This window comes from Streptomyces sp. NPDC059695 (assembly GCF_042733785.1).
Classification (GTDB): Bacteria; Actinomycetota; Actinomycetes; order Streptomycetales; family Streptomycetaceae; genus Streptomyces.
Map to the genome: position 1 here is coordinate 32,277 of NZ_JBHWFF010000040.1, position 14,034 is coordinate 46,310.

A 14,034-nucleotide genomic window follows, 5' to 3' on the forward strand; every position below is an offset into this window, starting at 1 on the left:
AGGTATGAGCGAGATCCCCCGGGGCAGGAGCGAGACCCACGACGGTGACGCGCACCTGCTGCGGTTCGTGGTGGACCTTCCGCATCCGGTGCCGGTGGTCTGGGCGGCGGTCGCCTCGCCCGAGGGCCTGCCGGGCTGGCTCTGCGAGGCGGACCCGCTGGAGCCGCGGCTCGACGGCGCGGTCACCCTCCGCTGGCTGAACGGCGACACCGAGGTCTCGGGGCGGGTGACCGCCTGGGACCCCGACTGCGTGGCCGAGTACACGGTCGGCCCGACGCACGGCCGGATCCGGTTCCATCTGGAACCGGGGCCCGGCGGCGACGGGTCGACCGTGCTGCGTTTCACGAACGAGGTGCGGGGTTCGGCGGAGTACCGGCTGGACTGCCTCGCCGGGTGGCACGACCACTTCGAGCGGCTCGCCGCGGCGCTGGACGGTCACCCCACGGACTGGCGCGACTGGTCGCCCGAGCGGTGGCGGCACCTGCGGGAGCTGTACGCGCGCGACGAGGCGCCCTGGCCCCGGTGGGAGCCGTAGGGCTCATCCCTTCTTCGGCGGGAGGCAGGTGTCCGTCGGGGGCCGTCCCTCCGGCCAGGCCATCTGGACGAACCGCTGGGTGCCGTCCTGGGCGAGCTCCACGATCGGCACGGCCTTGTTGTACGGGTTGCCGTAGTTGTCCAGGCAGATCCAGCCGCTCGCCCCCTCGACCCGAAGGGAGCCCTTCACCTGCGGCCACTGTGTCCCGACGTCCTCCTTCGACGGGTAGGCGGCGCCCTCCGGGGTGGCCTGGCGGATGGCGTGGACGGCCGTGGCCATCGCGTCGTACGCGATGATCGCCTGGCCGTCCGCGAGTGCCACCGGCCGGTCCTTGGGGGCCGCCTTGGCGATGTCCGCCACGAAGTTCGCGTACGCCTGCGGGGAGCCGCCGGTCCGGGGGACGGCCCGCCCGGGCGCCGGCTTCCAGGCGTCGGGGTGGGCGAGCGCCGCGTACCGCACGGTCAGCCGGGCCTTGAGGGCCTTCCGGTCGAGCTTCTTGTCCGCGCCCAGGTAGGAGCCCTCGTCGCCGGTCAGGATGGTGAAGGAGCGGCTGATGCAGCCCCGGTCGCCGAGCGCGTTGATGAACTGGCGCAGCTGGGTGTGACGGCCCGCGAAGAAGACGGTCTCGGCGCTGGTGTCGCAGATGAGGTGCGTGATGTTGCGGAAGGTGTTGGCGGTGGTGCCCTCCTGGGTGGAGTCGGGGGCGGAGGTGAACTCCTGCGGCTCCAGGGGCGCGTTCTTGAGCGACGCGGCGAACGCGGCCTTCAGGGTGTCGACGTAGTGGTCGCCGCTGCGGGTGTCCTGGACGAGGAGCGCCCTGGCCGCGTCGACGCGGCCGAAGTGCGCGAGCGCCCTGGCCTCGTCGCTGTTGGTGGGGGAGACGCGGGCGAGGCCGGGGTAGGGCTTGCCGCCGGGGCCGTTGGCGATGTCGTCGGCGGTGATGGTGGTGCCGACGACCGCGACCCTGGCGCCGGTGAGGGCGGTCACGGCCTCGCGCATCTCGGTGGAGGAGGTGGCGATGCCGGAGACGGCCCGCAGCCGCTCGGGGCCGTCGGCGAGGGAGATGAGCTGGTCGACGGTGGTGCGCCAGTGGGCGTTGCCCTGGCCGGTGTTGGCGAGGACGAGACGGATGGTGGGCCGCTGCCCGTTGGACTCCTGGTTGGCCCGGCGCTGGGAGGCGTACGCGCCCTGCACCTCGTGCAGGACCTTGGTGCGCATGCCGGCGTCGGTGGCGGTCAGGGGCAGGAGGACGGCGACGGTGACGTACTCGCCGGCCTTGAGTCCGGCGTTCTCGGCGCGGATGGCCTCGGCGACGTCCTTGAGGTCGGCGGCGCCGAAGTCGTGGCCGGAGCCGTTGACGCCGACGCATTCGTCGCTGCCGGCGGGGCGGGCCACGCCCTCGGCGCAGGAGCGGTCTTCCGGAGTGGTGAGCCGGGCGAAGCCGTAACCGCCCAGGCCGAGGACGACGGCGGCCGTGACGACCGAGGCGACGAGCTTCTGGCGGGGCGTGCGGACGCGCCGGCGCAGCCGGGCGGTGAGGCGGTCGGGCATGGCGTCAGACTCCGTTCTCACGGCCCGGCGGCAGCGACGGCTCCCGCCAGGCACGGATGTCGCGCGGCCACTGGCCCGCCGCGTCCCAGAGTGAACCGCTGCCCGACAGATGGCGGCCGGAGAGCCGGCGCAGCTCGTGCGCGAGCCGGTCGGCGACCTCGTCGTCGGGCAGTGCGAGCGGATCGGTGAGCAGCCACACGGAGTGCAGCAGCCGCCGTACGGACAGGTGGAGTTCGGTCGTGTCGGGGTCGAGGCCGACGGGGAGGGCGCCGGACGGTTCCTGGCCGAGGGCGACCGCCCGCCGGGGGTCGGGGCCCGTCCGGTTCCGCTCCCGGGGGTACGGGGCGGCGGCGATGAACCGGAGCCGGCCGAGCCAGTCGAGGACGTCCTGCTCGGGGAAGGTCTCCCGCAGGTGGGTGACGGCCTCCTCGGCGCGGCCGAGGGCCAGGGCGTGGTGGAGGCGGTACGGGCCGGGGCGCGGCCCGTAGTACCGGTAGAGCGTCTCGTGGACCGCGTGCCAGGCGGCGTACCGAGGATGGTCGCCGTCCTCGAAGCGGAGCCGGTGCAGGAGCAGGGCGCGCAGCAGCGGGTCGGCGACGAAGTGCGCGGGGCCCTCGCCCCAGTCCTCGGCGCGGAGCTGGTCGCGGACCCGCAGCGCCACGTCCCCGTCCAGGGACTCCGCCTGGAGCCGGGCGTGGGCGAGCATCCGCGCGGACTCCTCGTCGTGGGTCGCGGCCAGCACGGCGTACGGCCCCGGCCTGCGCACCGGCAGGAGTTCGGCGAGGAGCGTGGGGGCGACGGGCACCGGCGGGGCGTCCTCGCGCAGTTCCACGGTGAGGTCGAGGAGCCCGCCCGGCGTGAGGTCGGCGCGCAGCGCGGCGGGGGCCTCGCCGGCGGCCCGGCCGAGGAGGGCCACGCCGAGGGGCCGGCCGCCGGTCAGCCGGTGGACGGCGCGGGAGAGTTCGGCGGGGGTGCGGCCCGCCGGGTCGTGACGGTCGAAGGCGGACCGGGTCTGGGCGGGGGAGAGCGGCGTCAGCTCGACCGCGAGGATCCCGGAGCCGACGCTCGCCCCGCGCGGGCACGGAGCCCGGTGTCCGGTCTCCGGGAGCCGGGTGCGGGTGGCGTGGCGCAGGCCCTCGTGGTCGCGGACCCGGGAGGTGGCGAGGACCACGACCCGGTCGCGGCGGCCCTCGGCGGCGCGGGCGCGCAGGATCGGTTCGACGAGCTGCCGGCCGAGCGGTTCGTGGGCGTTGTCGAGGAGGAGCAGGGGGCGGCCGACGCGGCTGCCGCGGCGCAGCCCGGTGTAGGCGGTCAGCAGGTCCTCGGTGAGGGCGCCGACGAGGAAGTCCTCGGCCTCGCGGCGGCGGCGGCCGTCGTGCTCGAAGTCGACGGCGAGCTGCTGGAGCCCGGCCTTGCCGCGCCCGCCGGCGTTGCGGTAGCTGCCGTACCAGCTCTCGGAGGAGCGCTGGAGGCGGCCGAAGACCTCTTCGAGGACGGTCTCCACGGTCGCCTCGGCGAGCAGCCCGGCGAGCGGGGCGGCGGCGTCGGCGAAGGTGGCGGCGAGCTTGGTGAGGACCTTGCCGACCCAGTTGCCGGCGGCGCCGCGGGTTGCGTCGACGGTCGCGAGCAGCGGCCCGAGCCGCTGGAGGTCGCGCCGGGCCCGCTCGTCGTCCTCCTGGGACCAGGCGAGCGAGGCGACCGCGACCAGGCCCAGCGAGAGCCGGGGGAACCGCACGGGCCGGGCCCCGAGCACCTTCGGCGACAGCTGCACGGCCAGCTCGGAGAGCGCGCCGGTGACCGGGGTCCAGCCGGGGCCGTGGTCGGCGGGCGGCTCGACGTGGGCGCAGTCGAGGAGGGCGAGCGGGGTGTAGCCCCGGTAGCGGTTGCGGACCTCCTTGAGCAGCGCGGTCTTGCCCATGCCGCGCCCGCCGGTGAAGACCGTCACCGGCGGGTCGTCGCCGTGCTCGTAGGCGACGCGCGCGGCCCCCTGCCCGGTGAGCCCGGCGAGCCGGGCGACGAGCCCCCCGTCGTCCAGGACCGCTTCGCGGCCGTACAGCTCTCTGTCCACGCCCCTGCCACCCCCGTCACAGTCAACTCAAGGATATCGACGGTGTGTTGGGAAAGCGGTGGCCTTTTCGACTCTCTTTCCGAACGGATTCAGTCCGTCGCGATCGCGTCGAGCTGTGCCCGCAGGTAGGCGTGCGACTCGATGCCGTGGATCGTGGTCCCGGGGGTGCACTCGTAGAAGTACACCAGCGACATCAGCTCCTCCGCGGGCGCGTCGGCGGGCGGCGGGAGCACCCGGTGCCGGCCCGAGCGCCAGCGCCCGCCGGTCCAGCCCGCCATCAGGTCGCCGATGTTGACGGTGAACGCGGCCGGATCGTACGGGGCGTCCTGCCACCCGCCGGCGTCGGTGAAGACCTGGAGCCCGCCCCTGCCGGGCTCGCGGTCCAGGACGGTGACCGTGCCGAAGTCCGTGTGCGGGCCGATGCGGAACTGCCCCGGCTCCGGATCGCCCGTCCGCTCCCGCCCCGGGTACCAGTTGACGTTGAAGCCGAACGTGGGGTGCCCGGTGTGCCGGGTGAAGAAGTCCCGCTCCTCGCCGAGCGCCGTGCCCAGCAGGTCCAGGACCCGGTCCGCGAGCTCCTTCATCCCGGCCAGGTACGCCTCCACCGGCGCCCTGAGCTCCGGCACCTCGGCCGGCCAGGTGTTCGGCAGGAACCACTCGGCGTCCACCGCCGGGTCCCCGGTCGGGTCCTGGGCCGCGAAGGAGAGCGACTCCTTCAGGTCGGGCGGGGTCGCCGTGCCCTCCGCGTACCCGTTCGCCTCCGCGCCCGGCCCCAGCCACCCCCGCCCGCCGACCCGCACCGCGTAAGGCTCCTTGACGGCGGCGGGCAGGTGGAAGAACCGCCGCGCCGCGGCCCGGATCCCCGCCCGCAGCCCCGGGTCGACGCCGTGCCCCGTGACCAGCAGGAACCCGGCCTCGCGCAGGGCCCGGTCGACGGCCGGCAGCTGCGGGCCGGGATCGCGGGCGAGGTCGATCGTCGGAAGGTCCGCCTCACTCATCGCCGATGTCCTCGTTCCACAGGTCCGGACGGTCCGCGACGAACCCCCGCATCAGGGCGACGCACTCGGGGTCGTCGAGCACGACGACCTCGACCCCGTGCTCCGCGAGCCAGTCGTGCCCGCCGCGGAAGGTCTCCGCCTCCCCGACGACCACCCGAGAGATCCCGAACTGCCGCACGAGACCCGAGCAGTACCAGCAGGGCGACAGGGTCGTGACCATCGTCGTCCCCCGGTACGAGCGCTGCCGGCCGGCGGCCCGGAAGGCGGCGGTCTCGGCATGCGTGGACGGGTCCCCGTCCTGCACGCGCCGGTTGTGCCCGCGCCCCAGCAGCACCCCGTCGGCCCCGTACAACGCGGCGCCGACCGGGATCCCGCCCTCGGCGAGCCCGGCCCGGGCCTCGGCCAGGGCGGTCCGGAGCCACCGGCCCGCCAGTTCCAGATCCATGGGGGGAGCCTTCCCCGGCGGGGCGCCGGCCTCACACCCGGGACTGCCGCCGATCGGCTGAGGCGCGGAACCGCACCGGCCGGGTGAGCGGGAGGCGGGCGCCGCCAGGTCCTAACTTGCCCAGTGACCTGCCGTTCTACCGAGAGGTTCCCGCCATGCGTTCCCTGCTGACCGCCCTCGCCGTCGGTGCCGTCGTCCTCGGCTCCGCCGGAGTCGCGAGCGCCGACGTCACCGTCGAGATCGAGCCGGAGGCCTCGCACACGATCGTCTTCGGCGACTGGCTCCAGTTCGCGAAGGACGACGTCTTCAACGCCGGCCACGACAACACCGTCGGCTCCGACAACTGACGTCCCCCCGGGCCCGTCCTACGCGACGGCGTCGGCCCCCTCCTCGTACGGGAAGCGTGCGAGGGGGGCGGCGCCCTGGAAGAAGCTCCTGGCCCGGGCCATCGCGGCCTCGTCGGCGCGGACCCGGCCCGGGCGCGAGGCCGTGCCCGTCAGGACCCCGCCGAACCGCATCCTCAGGTACGCCGCCGAATGGCTCAGGCCCGTCACCAGGCCGTCCGCGACCTCGTGCTCGTCGTGCCCCATGGCCGTCACGCCCCACAGCGTGCCGCCCGCCATGCGCTCCTTGAAGTCCGAACCGGGCACGTTCAGCCAGCCCGACCAGTAGTCCAGGTAGCGCTTGGCCTGCGCGGAGAGGCTGTACCAGTACAGCGGCGAGACGATCACGACGTCGGTGGCCTCCACCGTGGCCCGCAGCAGCAGCTCCTCGGCCCCGTCCGCCGTCCGGCCGGCCTCCTCGTGCCGCCCGTCCCGGAAGTCCGGCAGATCCAGCCCGTTCAGGTCCACCCAGCGCTGCGAGAAGCCCGCGGGCAGGTGCGCGGCGGCCTCGCGCGCCAGGATCTCGGAGTTGCCGCCGGCGCGCGAACTGCCGAGGACGAAGAGGAACGAACGGTCCGCACGGTCCGTGCCGTGCGCGGCGTCGAGGGTCATGCTGCTGCTCCGGTCTGGTCGGGTATCCGGTGCCAACTCACCCTCCCCCCGACGGTATTCCACCCCCATCGGCCCCACCGATCGCCCCCATCGGCAGGACGCCCCACTGGCCCGTGGACCGGCCCGCCGCCCGCTCCGTAGCGTCGTCGGCATGAGAAACGAGACCAGGGGAACCGTCGAACTCACCCTCGCCATGGTGCTCTCCGGCACGCTCGGCGTCTTCGTCGTCGAGTCCGGAGCGTCACCCTTCGAGGTCGTGTTCTTCCGGTGCCTCTTCGGCGCCGTCGCGCTCGGCTCCTACAGCCTGCTGCGCGGGTTCCTCACCGGGCACGGGTTCACGGCCCGGAAGCTGGGACTCGCCGCGCTCGGCGGGGCCTTCATCGTCTTCAACTGGGTGTTTCTCTTCGAGGCGTACGCGGCGACCTCGATCTCCCTGGCCACCGTCGTCTACCACACGCAGCCGTTCTTCCTCGTCCTGCTCGGGGCGGTGTTCCTGCGGGAGCGGATCTCCGGAGCCAAGCTGGGATGGCTCGCCCTCGCGTTCGCCGGGCTCGTCCTCGTGTCCGGCGTCCGGCCCGGCGACACCGCCTCCCTCGCCGGGCTCGGCTTCGCGCTCGCCGCCGCCGTCCTCTACGCCCTCGCGACCTTCGTCACCAAGCGGATCACCGGCGTGCGGCCCCATCTGATCGCGCTCGTCCAGGTCCTCGTCGGACTTCCGCTGCTGCTGCCCTTCGTCGACTTCGGGACGGCGGGCGGCCCCGGCACCGGATGGGCGTGGCTCGTGGGCCTCGGGCTGATCCACACCGGGCTCATGTACGTCCTCATGTACGCCGCGTACGCCAAGCTGCCCACCGCGAAGATCGCCGTCCTCGCCTTCACCTACCCGGCCGTCGCCATGGGCGTGGACTGGGCCGTGTACGGGCACCACATCGGCCTGGTCCAGGCGCTCGGCGTCCCGCTGATCGTGCTCGCCAGCCTGAAGGTCACGCTCGCTGCTCGGACACCAGCCGCCGCGCCTGCTCCACGAACAGCCGCACGTGCTCCGGAAGCCGCTTCCCCCGCCGCCACGCGAGCTGCGTGAAGAGGGTGAAGGGGGCCTCCCAGGGCAGCGGGACCAGGGTCCCGCCCGCCAGCTCCTCCGCGACCGCGACGCGGGGGAGCAGCGCGATCCCGAGCCCGGAGGCCACCGCCCGCTTGCTGGCCTCGATGGTGCCGAACTCCAGGAACCGCGGTGCCCGCAGCGCGGCCTCGAACAGGTCGCGGTAGGCGCACCCCGGTTCGGTGCCCACCAGCGGGGTGCCCGCCAGATCGGCCGTGCTCAGTTCCGTACCGCCCGCGAGCGGGTGGCCCGGGGCGGCCACCAGGACCAGCGGCTCGGGCGCGAGGACCTCCGACTCCAGGCCCTCGTGCTCGGTCTCCGCCTCCATCAGGAAACCGACGTCGTACGTGCCCTGCCGCAGCGCCTGCCGGGTCTCGTCGCCGAGCGTGGGCCGCAGCGTCAGCCGCACCTTCGGGTAGCGGTGGTGGAAGTACTCCAGGAGCGGCGGCAGCCGGTAGGAGGTGAGGGACTCCATGGTGCCGATGGCGATCGGGCCCGAGGGTTCCGCGGTGGCCGCGACGGCGGTACGGGCCTCCTCCGCCAGCTCCGCCATCCGGCGGGCGTACGGGAGGAGCCGCTCACCGGCCTCCGTCAGACGGATGCGGGAGCCGAGGCGCTCGAAGAGGTCGACGCCGAGGGAGGACTCCAGGGCGCGGATCTGGCTGGTCACGCTCGACTGGGCGTAGCCCAGCTCGGCCGCGGCCCGGGTGAAGGAGAGGACGTCGGCGACCTTCTCGAAGGTGGTGAGGAGCCGCAGCTCCATCAGGCCTGGTCCTTGTCCTCGCCCTGCTCGCGCCGCTTCAGCTCCTCCTCGCGGCGGCGCAGGTCCGCCTCCCAGTCCTTGAGGAGCGACTCGTCCCTGTTGTTCTCGTCCCGCAGGGACTTCAGGAACTCGGGGTTGTCGTCGGGGGCGACCCACTGGTTGCGGTGGTTGCGGTGCCACTCGGAAGGCGTACGGCCTCCGGCGGGCGCGTGCCGCATCTTGCCCGCGGCGAACCAGACGATCGGGCCCACGATCCAGAACAGCAGGATGATGATGACCCAGACCACCTTCGGGAGGTGCTTGGCCTCGTCCTCGGGGGTGTTCAGGCAGTCGATGAAGGCATAGATCGTCAGCGCCAGCGGCAGGATGAACATCAGTGCCCTGAGCATGTGGGACGGCCCCCTGGAAGCAGCGGCGGGGCTCCTTGGGGCGGCCCCGGTGACGAGCCAAGCCTAGCCCGTGACCGATACTGGCCCCTATGGCTTACGACGATCTCCGCTCGCTGCTCAGGGCCCTGGAGCGTGAAGGCGACCTCAAGCGCATCAAGGCCGAAGTCGACCCGTACCTGGAGGTCGGGGAGATCGTCGACCGGGTGAACAAGGCGGGAGGGCCGGCGCTTCTCTTCGAGAACGTCAAGGGCTCCTCGATGCCCCTCGCGATGAACGTCTTCGGCACGGACCGCCGCCTGCTCAAGGCCCTCGGCCTGAAGTCGTACGGCGAGATCAGCGAGAAGATCGGCGGGCTCCTCAAGCCGGAGCTGCCGCACGGTTTCGTCGGGGTCCGCGAGGCCTTCGGGAAGCTGGGCTCGATGATCCACGTGCCGCCGAAGAAGGTGAAGGCCGGGGACGCCCCCGTGCAGGAGGTCGTGCTCACCGGCGACGACGTCGACCTCGACCTCCTCCCGGCGCTGTTCACCTGGCCGAAGGACGGCGGCTCCTTCTTCAACCTGGGCCTGACCCACACCAAGCACCCCGAGACCGGGGTGCGGAACCTGGGGCTCTACCGGCTCCAGCGGCACGACAAGCGCACCATCGGCATGCACTGGCAGATCCACAAGGACAGCCGGAACCACTACGCCGTCGCGGCGGCGAAGGGCGAGCGGCTGCCGGTCGCGATCGCCTTCGGCTGCCCGCCGGCCGTCACGTACGCCTCGACGGCGCCGCTGCCCGGCGACATCGACGAGTACCTCTTCGCCGGCTTCGTGCAGGGCAAGCGGATCGAGATGGTCGACTGCAAGACCGTCCCGCTCCAGGTCCCGGCCAACGCCGAGGTCGTCGTCGAGGGCTGGCTGGAGCCGGGCGAGATGCTGCCGGAGGGTCCCTTCGGCGACCACACCGGCTTCTACACGCCGCAGGAGCCCTTCCCCGCCCTGAAGATCGACTGCATCACCATGCGGAAGCGTCCGCTGCTGCAGTCGATCGTCGTCGGCCGGCCGCCGACGGAGGACGGGCCGCTCGGGCGGGCGACGGAGCGCTTCTTCCTGCCGCTCCTCAAGATCATCGTGCCGGACATCGTCGACTACCACCTGCCGGAGTCGGGCGGCTTCCACAACTGCGCGATCGTCTCGATCGACAAGAAGTACCCGAAGCACGCGCAGAAGGTCATGCACGCCATCTGGGGCGCGCACATGATGTCGCTGACCAAGCTGATCATCGTGGTCGACAAGGACTGCGACGTGCACGACCTGCACGAGGTGTCCTGGCGGGCGCTCGGGAACACGGACTACGCCCGTGACCTGACGGTCGTCGAAGGACCGGTCGACCACCTCGACCACGCCTCCTACCAGCAGTTCTGGGGAGGCAAGGCGGGTATCGACGCCACGAAGAAGCTGCCCGAGGAGGGCTACACCCGGGACGGCGGCTGGCCGGACATGGTGGAGTCGGACCCGGCGACGGCGGCCCTGGTGGACCGCCGCTGGAAGGAGTACGGGCTGTGACCACCGCGGCCGTGCCCGGCGCCGAGCCGGGGCGCACCAAGGCCTTCCTGCGGCTCGTGATGATCGAGCACTCGGTCTTCGCGCTGCCCTTCGCCTACATCGCCTCGCTCACCGCGATGTTCCAGCTCGACCGGAACATCCACTGGTGGACGCTGTTCCTGGTCACCGTCTGCATGGTGGGTCTGCGGACCTTCGCCATGGCCTGCAACCGGATCATCGACCGCGAGATCGACGCGCGCAATCCGCGGACGGCCGGGCGGGAGCTGGTGACCGGCGCGGTGTCCGTGCGCTCGGCGTGGACCGGGGCCGGGATCGCCGTGGTCGTCTTCCTCGGCGCGGCCGCCCTGCTGAACCCGCTGTGCCTGGCGCTCGCGCCGCTCGCCGTCATCCCGATGGTCGTCTATCCGTACGGCAAGCGGTTCACCAACTTCCCGCACGCCATCCTGGGCCTCGCCCAGTCGATCGGACCGATCGGCGCCTGGCTCGCGGTGACCGGGGAGTGGTCCTGGGACGCGGTCGTCCTGGGCCTCGCGGTGGGCGTCTGGATCGGTGGCTTCGACCTGATCTTCGCCTGCCAGGACGTGCAGGCGGACCGGGCGCACGGCGTCATGTCGGTCCCGGCCCGCTTCGGCGTGCCGGCCGCGCTGTGGGGCGCCCGCGCCTCGGCGGTCGTGACGACGGGGCTTCTCGTCTGGTACGCGCTGCTGACGGACGCGGGCCTGTTCTTCTGGGCCGGCCTGGTGGTCGTGGTCGTGGCCTTCTGCTACGAGCACACGATCGTGAAGCCGCACGACCTGTCCCGTCTGAACAGGGCGTTCTTCACGACGAACGGGTTCATCGGGATCAGCCTGTTCGTGTGCGCGCTGCTCGACCTGCTGGTCCGCGGGCTCACCCCGTAGCCCCGGTGCGAGGACGGATAGGCTCGACGGCATGAACGACGGCAAGCGCACCCCCTGGATCGTGGGGGTTTCCGGGGCGTCGGGTACGCCGTACGCCGCCGCCGTCCTCAGGGGGCTGCTCGACGCGGGGGAGAGTGTCGACCTCGTCGTCTCGCGGGCCTCGCGGCTGACGCTCCTCGACGAGACGGGCATCTCGTTCCGGGACGCGCACTGGCGCGAGGACCTGGCGGCCTGGCTGGCGCGGGGGGCGGACGGGAAGCCGGACACGTTCACCGCGGACCTGGGGGACGTGCGGTACTGGGCCGCCGGGGACCTGGGGGCGGGACCGTCCTCCGGCTCGTACCCGGCGAAGGGGATGCTGGTGGTGCCGGCCTCGACCGCGGCGGTGGCGGGAGTGGCACTCGGGCTCTCGAAGGACCTGCTGCAGCGGGTCGCGAGCGTGACGCTGAAGGAGCGGCGTCCGCTGGTGGTCGCGGTGCGGGAGACCCCGCTGAACGGACAGACCCTCAAGCACATGGTGGCGCTGGACGAGGCGGGCGCCGTGGTGCTGCCCGCCTCTCCGGCGTTCTACGCGGGGGCGACGCACATCCAGGATCTGGTGGACTTCGTCGCCGGGCGGGTGCTGGACGCGGCGGGAGTGCCGCACCAGCTGTACCGCCGGTGGGAAGGAGAGCTGGGTGCGGCTCTCCGGGCTGATTAGCGCTTCTTGGCGTGCTTCTTCGCGGCGCGCTTCGAGGCGGCGGTCGGCTGGTGGGCACGCGAGCGGTTGGCCAGGTCCTGCAGCTCGCGCATGCGTGCGTAGGCCATCTCGATCGTGTACACGGTGAACACCACTCCTGAAAGATCGTCTTTGATCTGCTGAAAGATTCACAGGGCGTCTTCCCTGTGTACCTTAGATTCTATACCTAAACTCGCGGTATCGCTGGACAATGGAAGGCTTCATACCTATGGACGCCGTGGACAGGCAGCTCATCCAGGCTCTGCGCGAGAACGGCCGTGCCTCGTACGCCGAGCTCGGCCGGCTCGTCGGGCTCTCCGGCCCCTCCGTCACCGACCGCATCAACCGTCTTGAGGCCGCCGGGGTCATCACCGGCTACCGCGCCACGGTCGACGCCGCCTCGCTCGGCCTCGGCGTCACCGCCCTCATCGGCATCTCGCTCTCCGACGCCGCCGACCACGAGGACGTGGCCCGCCGGCTCAAGGACCTCGCCGAGATCGAGGACTGCTGGTTCATCGCCGGCGACGACTCCTTCATGCTCAAGGTGCGCGCCAGCGACGTCGACGGCCTGGAGAAGACGATCCGCCGGCTCTCCGGCACCAAGGGCGTCTCCCGCACCCGTACGACGATCGTGCTCTCCACCAAGTGGGAGAACCGGGTCGGGGAGCTGCCGGAAGAGGGCTGAGAGTACGGTGGGCGGAGCGTGAAATCGGAGATAAGGGAGGCGGCCGTACATGGACGCGGGACTCAAGCGCGAACTTGAGCAGAAGGTCCGGGACGGTGAGCGGCTGAGCCGTGAGGACGGCATCGCCCTGTACGAGTCCGACGACCTCGCCTGGCTCGGCGGTCTGGCCCACGAGGTCCGGACCCGCAAGAACGGCGACGTGGTCCACTTCAATGTCAACCGGCATCTGAACATGACCAACGTCTGCACCGCCTCCTGCGCCTACTGCTCGTTCCAGCGCAAGCCGGGCGAGAAGGACGCGTACACCATGCGCATCGAGGAGGCCGTGCGCCTCGCGAAGGCGATGGAGAACGAGAACCTCACCGAGCTCCACATCGTCAACGGGCTGCACCCCAACCTGCCCTGGCGCTACTACCCGCGCTCCCTCTCCGAGCTCAAGAAGGCCCTGCCGAACGTCTCCCTCAAGGCGTTCACGGCCACCGAGATCCACCACTTCGAGACGATCTCCGGTCTCTCCGCCTCCGAGATCCTCGACGAGCTGATCGAGGCCGGCCTGGAGTCGCTGACCGGCGGCGGCGCCGAGATCTTCGACTGGGAGGTCCGGCAGCACATCGTGGACCACCGCACCCACTGGGAGGACTGGTCCCGGATCCACCGGCTCGCCCACGAGAAGGGGCTCAAGACCCCCTCGACCATGCTCTACGGCCACATCGAGGAGCCGCGCCACCGCGTGGACCACGTGCTGCGGCTGCGTGAGCTCCAGGACGAGACCGGCGGCTTCCAGGTCTTCATCCCGCTGCGCTACCAGCACGACTTCGTGGACATGCAGGACGGCAAGATCCGCAACAGGCTCCAGGCGCGCACCACGATGGCGACCGGCGCCGAGGCCCTGAAGACCTTCGCGGTCTCCCGGCTCCTCTTCGACAACGTGCCGCACGTCAAGGTCTTCTGGGTCATGCACGGCGTCCAGACGGCGCAGCTGGCGCTCCAGCACGGCGCCGACGACATGGACGGCTCGGTCGTCGAGTACAAGATCACGCACGACGCCGACAACTACGGCACGCCGAACAAGCTGGGCCGCGAGGACCTGCTCGAACTGATCCGTGACGCGGGCTTCCGGCCGGTGGAGCGGAACACGCGGTACGAGATCATCCGCGAGTACCCGGGCCCGGACGCGGACCGGCGCGAGACGCCGCAGGCGATGCGGTTCTGACGACGCGGTCGTGGGGGGGGGGGGGGGGGGGGGGGGCCCCCCCCCCCCCCCCCCGGCGGGGGGGGGGCCCGCCCCCCCCCCCCGGGGGCCGGCCATGAGTATGTTGTGGGGGGCGACGCGCGGGGGGCG

16 protein-coding genes are annotated in these 14,034 nt (G+C 72.2%); 8 read left to right on the forward strand and 8 right to left on the reverse strand.

The features are described from left to right. The first annotated feature begins 4 nt into the window (after positions 1–4). A complete protein-coding gene (locus ACFV2S_RS33010; RefSeq protein ID WP_385567780.1) occupies positions 5–535 on the forward strand; it encodes an SRPBCC domain-containing protein in 531 nt (176 codons plus the stop codon). Between the two features lie 3 nt (positions 536–538). Here the strand turns inward: ACFV2S_RS33010 and ACFV2S_RS33015 are convergent, their stop codons facing one another. From ACFV2S_RS33015 to ACFV2S_RS33030, 4 genes are all read right to left on the reverse strand, one after another. Next, positions 539–2,086, reverse strand: a complete 1,548-nt coding sequence (locus ACFV2S_RS33015) for an ABC transporter substrate-binding protein (RefSeq protein ID WP_385567784.1) — start codon at positions 2,084–2,086, stop codon at positions 539–541. A 4-nt stretch (positions 2,087–2,090) separates the two neighbouring features. Continuing rightward, positions 2,091–4,154, reverse strand: coding sequence for a hypothetical protein (locus ACFV2S_RS33020; RefSeq protein ID WP_385567788.1), 2,064 nt, complete (start codon positions 4,152–4,154; stop codon positions 2,091–2,093). A gap of 89 nt (positions 4,155–4,243) precedes the next feature. After that, positions 4,244–5,152 (reverse strand): isopenicillin N synthase family dioxygenase, encoded by a 909-nt coding sequence (locus ACFV2S_RS33025; RefSeq protein WP_385567791.1) that lies wholly within the window; start codon positions 5,150–5,152, stop codon positions 4,244–4,246. Further along, a complete protein-coding gene (locus ACFV2S_RS33030) occupies positions 5,145–5,597 on the reverse strand; it encodes a nucleoside deaminase (RefSeq protein WP_385567795.1) in 453 nt (150 codons plus the stop codon). The genes ACFV2S_RS33025 and ACFV2S_RS33030 overlap by 8 nt, the downstream gene beginning before the upstream one ends. Positions 5,598–5,752: 155 nt before the next feature. On the opposite strand from ACFV2S_RS33030, the gene ACFV2S_RS33035 reads away from it, so the two are divergent. After that, positions 5,753–5,944 carry a hypothetical protein gene (locus tag ACFV2S_RS33035; protein WP_385567798.1) on the forward strand — a complete coding sequence of 64 codons (192 nt, stop codon included), beginning with the start codon at positions 5,753–5,755 and terminating at the stop codon, positions 5,942–5,944. An 18-nt stretch (positions 5,945–5,962) separates the two neighbouring features. On the opposite strand, the gene ACFV2S_RS33040 is transcribed toward ACFV2S_RS33035, so the two are convergent. Further along, positions 5,963–6,592: a flavodoxin family protein gene (locus ACFV2S_RS33040; RefSeq protein ID WP_385567801.1), complete on the reverse strand. Its 630-nt coding sequence runs from the start codon at positions 6,590–6,592 to the stop codon at positions 5,963–5,965. 151 nt (positions 6,593–6,743) lie between these two features. On the opposite strand from ACFV2S_RS33040, the gene ACFV2S_RS33045 reads away from it, so the two are divergent. Next, the gene (locus tag ACFV2S_RS33045; RefSeq protein WP_385567804.1) at positions 6,744–7,673 is read left to right on the forward strand and encodes a DMT family transporter; all 930 of its coding nucleotides are present in this window, start codon (positions 6,744–6,746) and stop codon (positions 7,671–7,673) included. On the opposite strand, the gene ACFV2S_RS33050 is transcribed toward ACFV2S_RS33045, so the two are convergent. Continuing rightward, entirely contained in the window at positions 7,576–8,454 is an 879-nt protein-coding gene (locus tag ACFV2S_RS33050) for a LysR family transcriptional regulator (RefSeq protein ID WP_385567808.1), read from the reverse strand. The genes ACFV2S_RS33045 and ACFV2S_RS33050 overlap by 98 nt on opposite strands. Next, complete coding sequence (locus ACFV2S_RS33055; RefSeq protein WP_385567812.1) at positions 8,454–8,843, reverse strand: PLD nuclease N-terminal domain-containing protein; 390 nt, start codon at positions 8,841–8,843, stop codon at positions 8,454–8,456. Before ACFV2S_RS33055 ends, ACFV2S_RS33050 begins: the two co-directional genes overlap by 1 nt. A gap of 89 nt (positions 8,844–8,932) precedes the next feature. Here ACFV2S_RS33055 and ACFV2S_RS33060 point away from each other — a divergent pair, with 89 nt between their 5' ends. Genes ACFV2S_RS33060 through ACFV2S_RS33070 form a run of 3 tightly spaced genes read left to right on the forward strand, consistent with a single transcriptional unit; the run spans position 8,933 to position 11,989 of the window. Continuing rightward, complete coding sequence (locus tag ACFV2S_RS33060; RefSeq protein ID WP_385567816.1) at positions 8,933–10,390, forward strand: menaquinone biosynthesis decarboxylase; 1,458 nt, start codon at positions 8,933–8,935, stop codon at positions 10,388–10,390. After that, entirely contained in the window at positions 10,387–11,289 is a 903-nt protein-coding gene (gene mqnP, locus ACFV2S_RS33065) for a menaquinone biosynthesis prenyltransferase MqnP (RefSeq protein ID WP_385567821.1), read from the forward strand. Before ACFV2S_RS33060 ends, mqnP begins: the two co-directional genes overlap by 4 nt. A 31-nt stretch (positions 11,290–11,320) precedes the next feature. Further along, positions 11,321–11,989: a UbiX family flavin prenyltransferase gene (locus ACFV2S_RS33070; RefSeq protein WP_376511794.1), complete on the forward strand. Its 669-nt coding sequence runs from the start codon at positions 11,321–11,323 to the stop codon at positions 11,987–11,989. Here the strand turns inward: ACFV2S_RS33070 and ACFV2S_RS33075 are convergent. Beyond that, the gene (locus ACFV2S_RS33075; RefSeq protein ID WP_329853089.1) at positions 11,986–12,123 is read right to left on the reverse strand and encodes a hypothetical protein; all 138 of its coding nucleotides are present in this window, start codon (positions 12,121–12,123) and stop codon (positions 11,986–11,988) included. The two genes, ACFV2S_RS33070 and ACFV2S_RS33075, sit on opposite strands and share 4 nt — an antisense overlap. Before the next feature lie 113 nt (positions 12,124–12,236). Between ACFV2S_RS33075 and ACFV2S_RS33080 the strand changes: the two genes are divergently transcribed. Beyond that, positions 12,237–12,692: an Lrp/AsnC family transcriptional regulator gene (locus tag ACFV2S_RS33080; RefSeq protein ID WP_015034327.1), complete on the forward strand. Its 456-nt coding sequence runs from the start codon at positions 12,237–12,239 to the stop codon at positions 12,690–12,692. A 49-nt stretch (positions 12,693–12,741) separates the two neighbouring features. Next, on the forward strand, positions 12,742–13,905 hold the full coding sequence (gene mqnE / locus ACFV2S_RS33085; RefSeq protein ID WP_385567830.1) for an aminofutalosine synthase MqnE: 1,164 nt from the start codon (positions 12,742–12,744) through the stop codon (positions 13,903–13,905). The last annotated feature ends 129 nt before the right edge of the window (positions 13,906–14,034 follow it).

What these genes read in the sequence shown, in the direction of transcription:
- ACFV2S_RS33015 (WP_385567784.1), bottom strand. Translation starts at nt 2,086, where the DNA reads ATGCCCGACCGCCTCACCGCCCGGCTGCGCCGGCGCGTCCGCACGCCC.
- mqnE (WP_385567830.1), top strand. Translation starts at nt 12,742, where the DNA reads ATGGACGCGGGACTCAAGCGCGAACTTGAGCAGAAGGTCCGGGACGGT.
- ACFV2S_RS33025 (WP_385567791.1), bottom strand. Translation starts at nt 5,152, where the DNA reads ATGAGTGAGGCGGACCTTCCGACGATCGACCTCGCCCGCGATCCCGGC.
- ACFV2S_RS33040 (WP_385567801.1), bottom strand. Translation starts at nt 6,592, where the DNA reads ATGACCCTCGACGCCGCGCACGGCACGGACCGTGCGGACCGTTCGTTC.
- ACFV2S_RS33010 (WP_385567780.1), top strand. Translation starts at nt 5, where the DNA reads ATGAGCGAGATCCCCCGGGGCAGGAGCGAGACCCACGACGGTGACGCG.
- ACFV2S_RS33050 (WP_385567808.1), bottom strand. Translation starts at nt 8,454, where the DNA reads ATGGAGCTGCGGCTCCTCACCACCTTCGAGAAGGTCGCCGACGTCCTC.
- ACFV2S_RS33060 (WP_385567816.1), top strand. Translation starts at nt 8,933, where the DNA reads ATGGCTTACGACGATCTCCGCTCGCTGCTCAGGGCCCTGGAGCGTGAA.
- ACFV2S_RS33070 (WP_376511794.1), top strand. Translation starts at nt 11,321, where the DNA reads ATGAACGACGGCAAGCGCACCCCCTGGATCGTGGGGGTTTCCGGGGCG.
- ACFV2S_RS33035 (WP_385567798.1), top strand. Translation starts at nt 5,753, where the DNA reads ATGCGTTCCCTGCTGACCGCCCTCGCCGTCGGTGCCGTCGTCCTCGGC.
- ACFV2S_RS33045 (WP_385567804.1), top strand. Translation starts at nt 6,744, where the DNA reads ATGAGAAACGAGACCAGGGGAACCGTCGAACTCACCCTCGCCATGGTG.
- ACFV2S_RS33055 (WP_385567812.1), bottom strand. Translation starts at nt 8,843, where the DNA reads ATGCTCAGGGCACTGATGTTCATCCTGCCGCTGGCGCTGACGATCTAT.
- ACFV2S_RS33030 (WP_385567795.1), bottom strand. Translation starts at nt 5,597, where the DNA reads ATGGATCTGGAACTGGCGGGCCGGTGGCTCCGGACCGCCCTGGCCGAG.
- ACFV2S_RS33080 (WP_015034327.1), top strand. Translation starts at nt 12,237, where the DNA reads ATGGACGCCGTGGACAGGCAGCTCATCCAGGCTCTGCGCGAGAACGGC.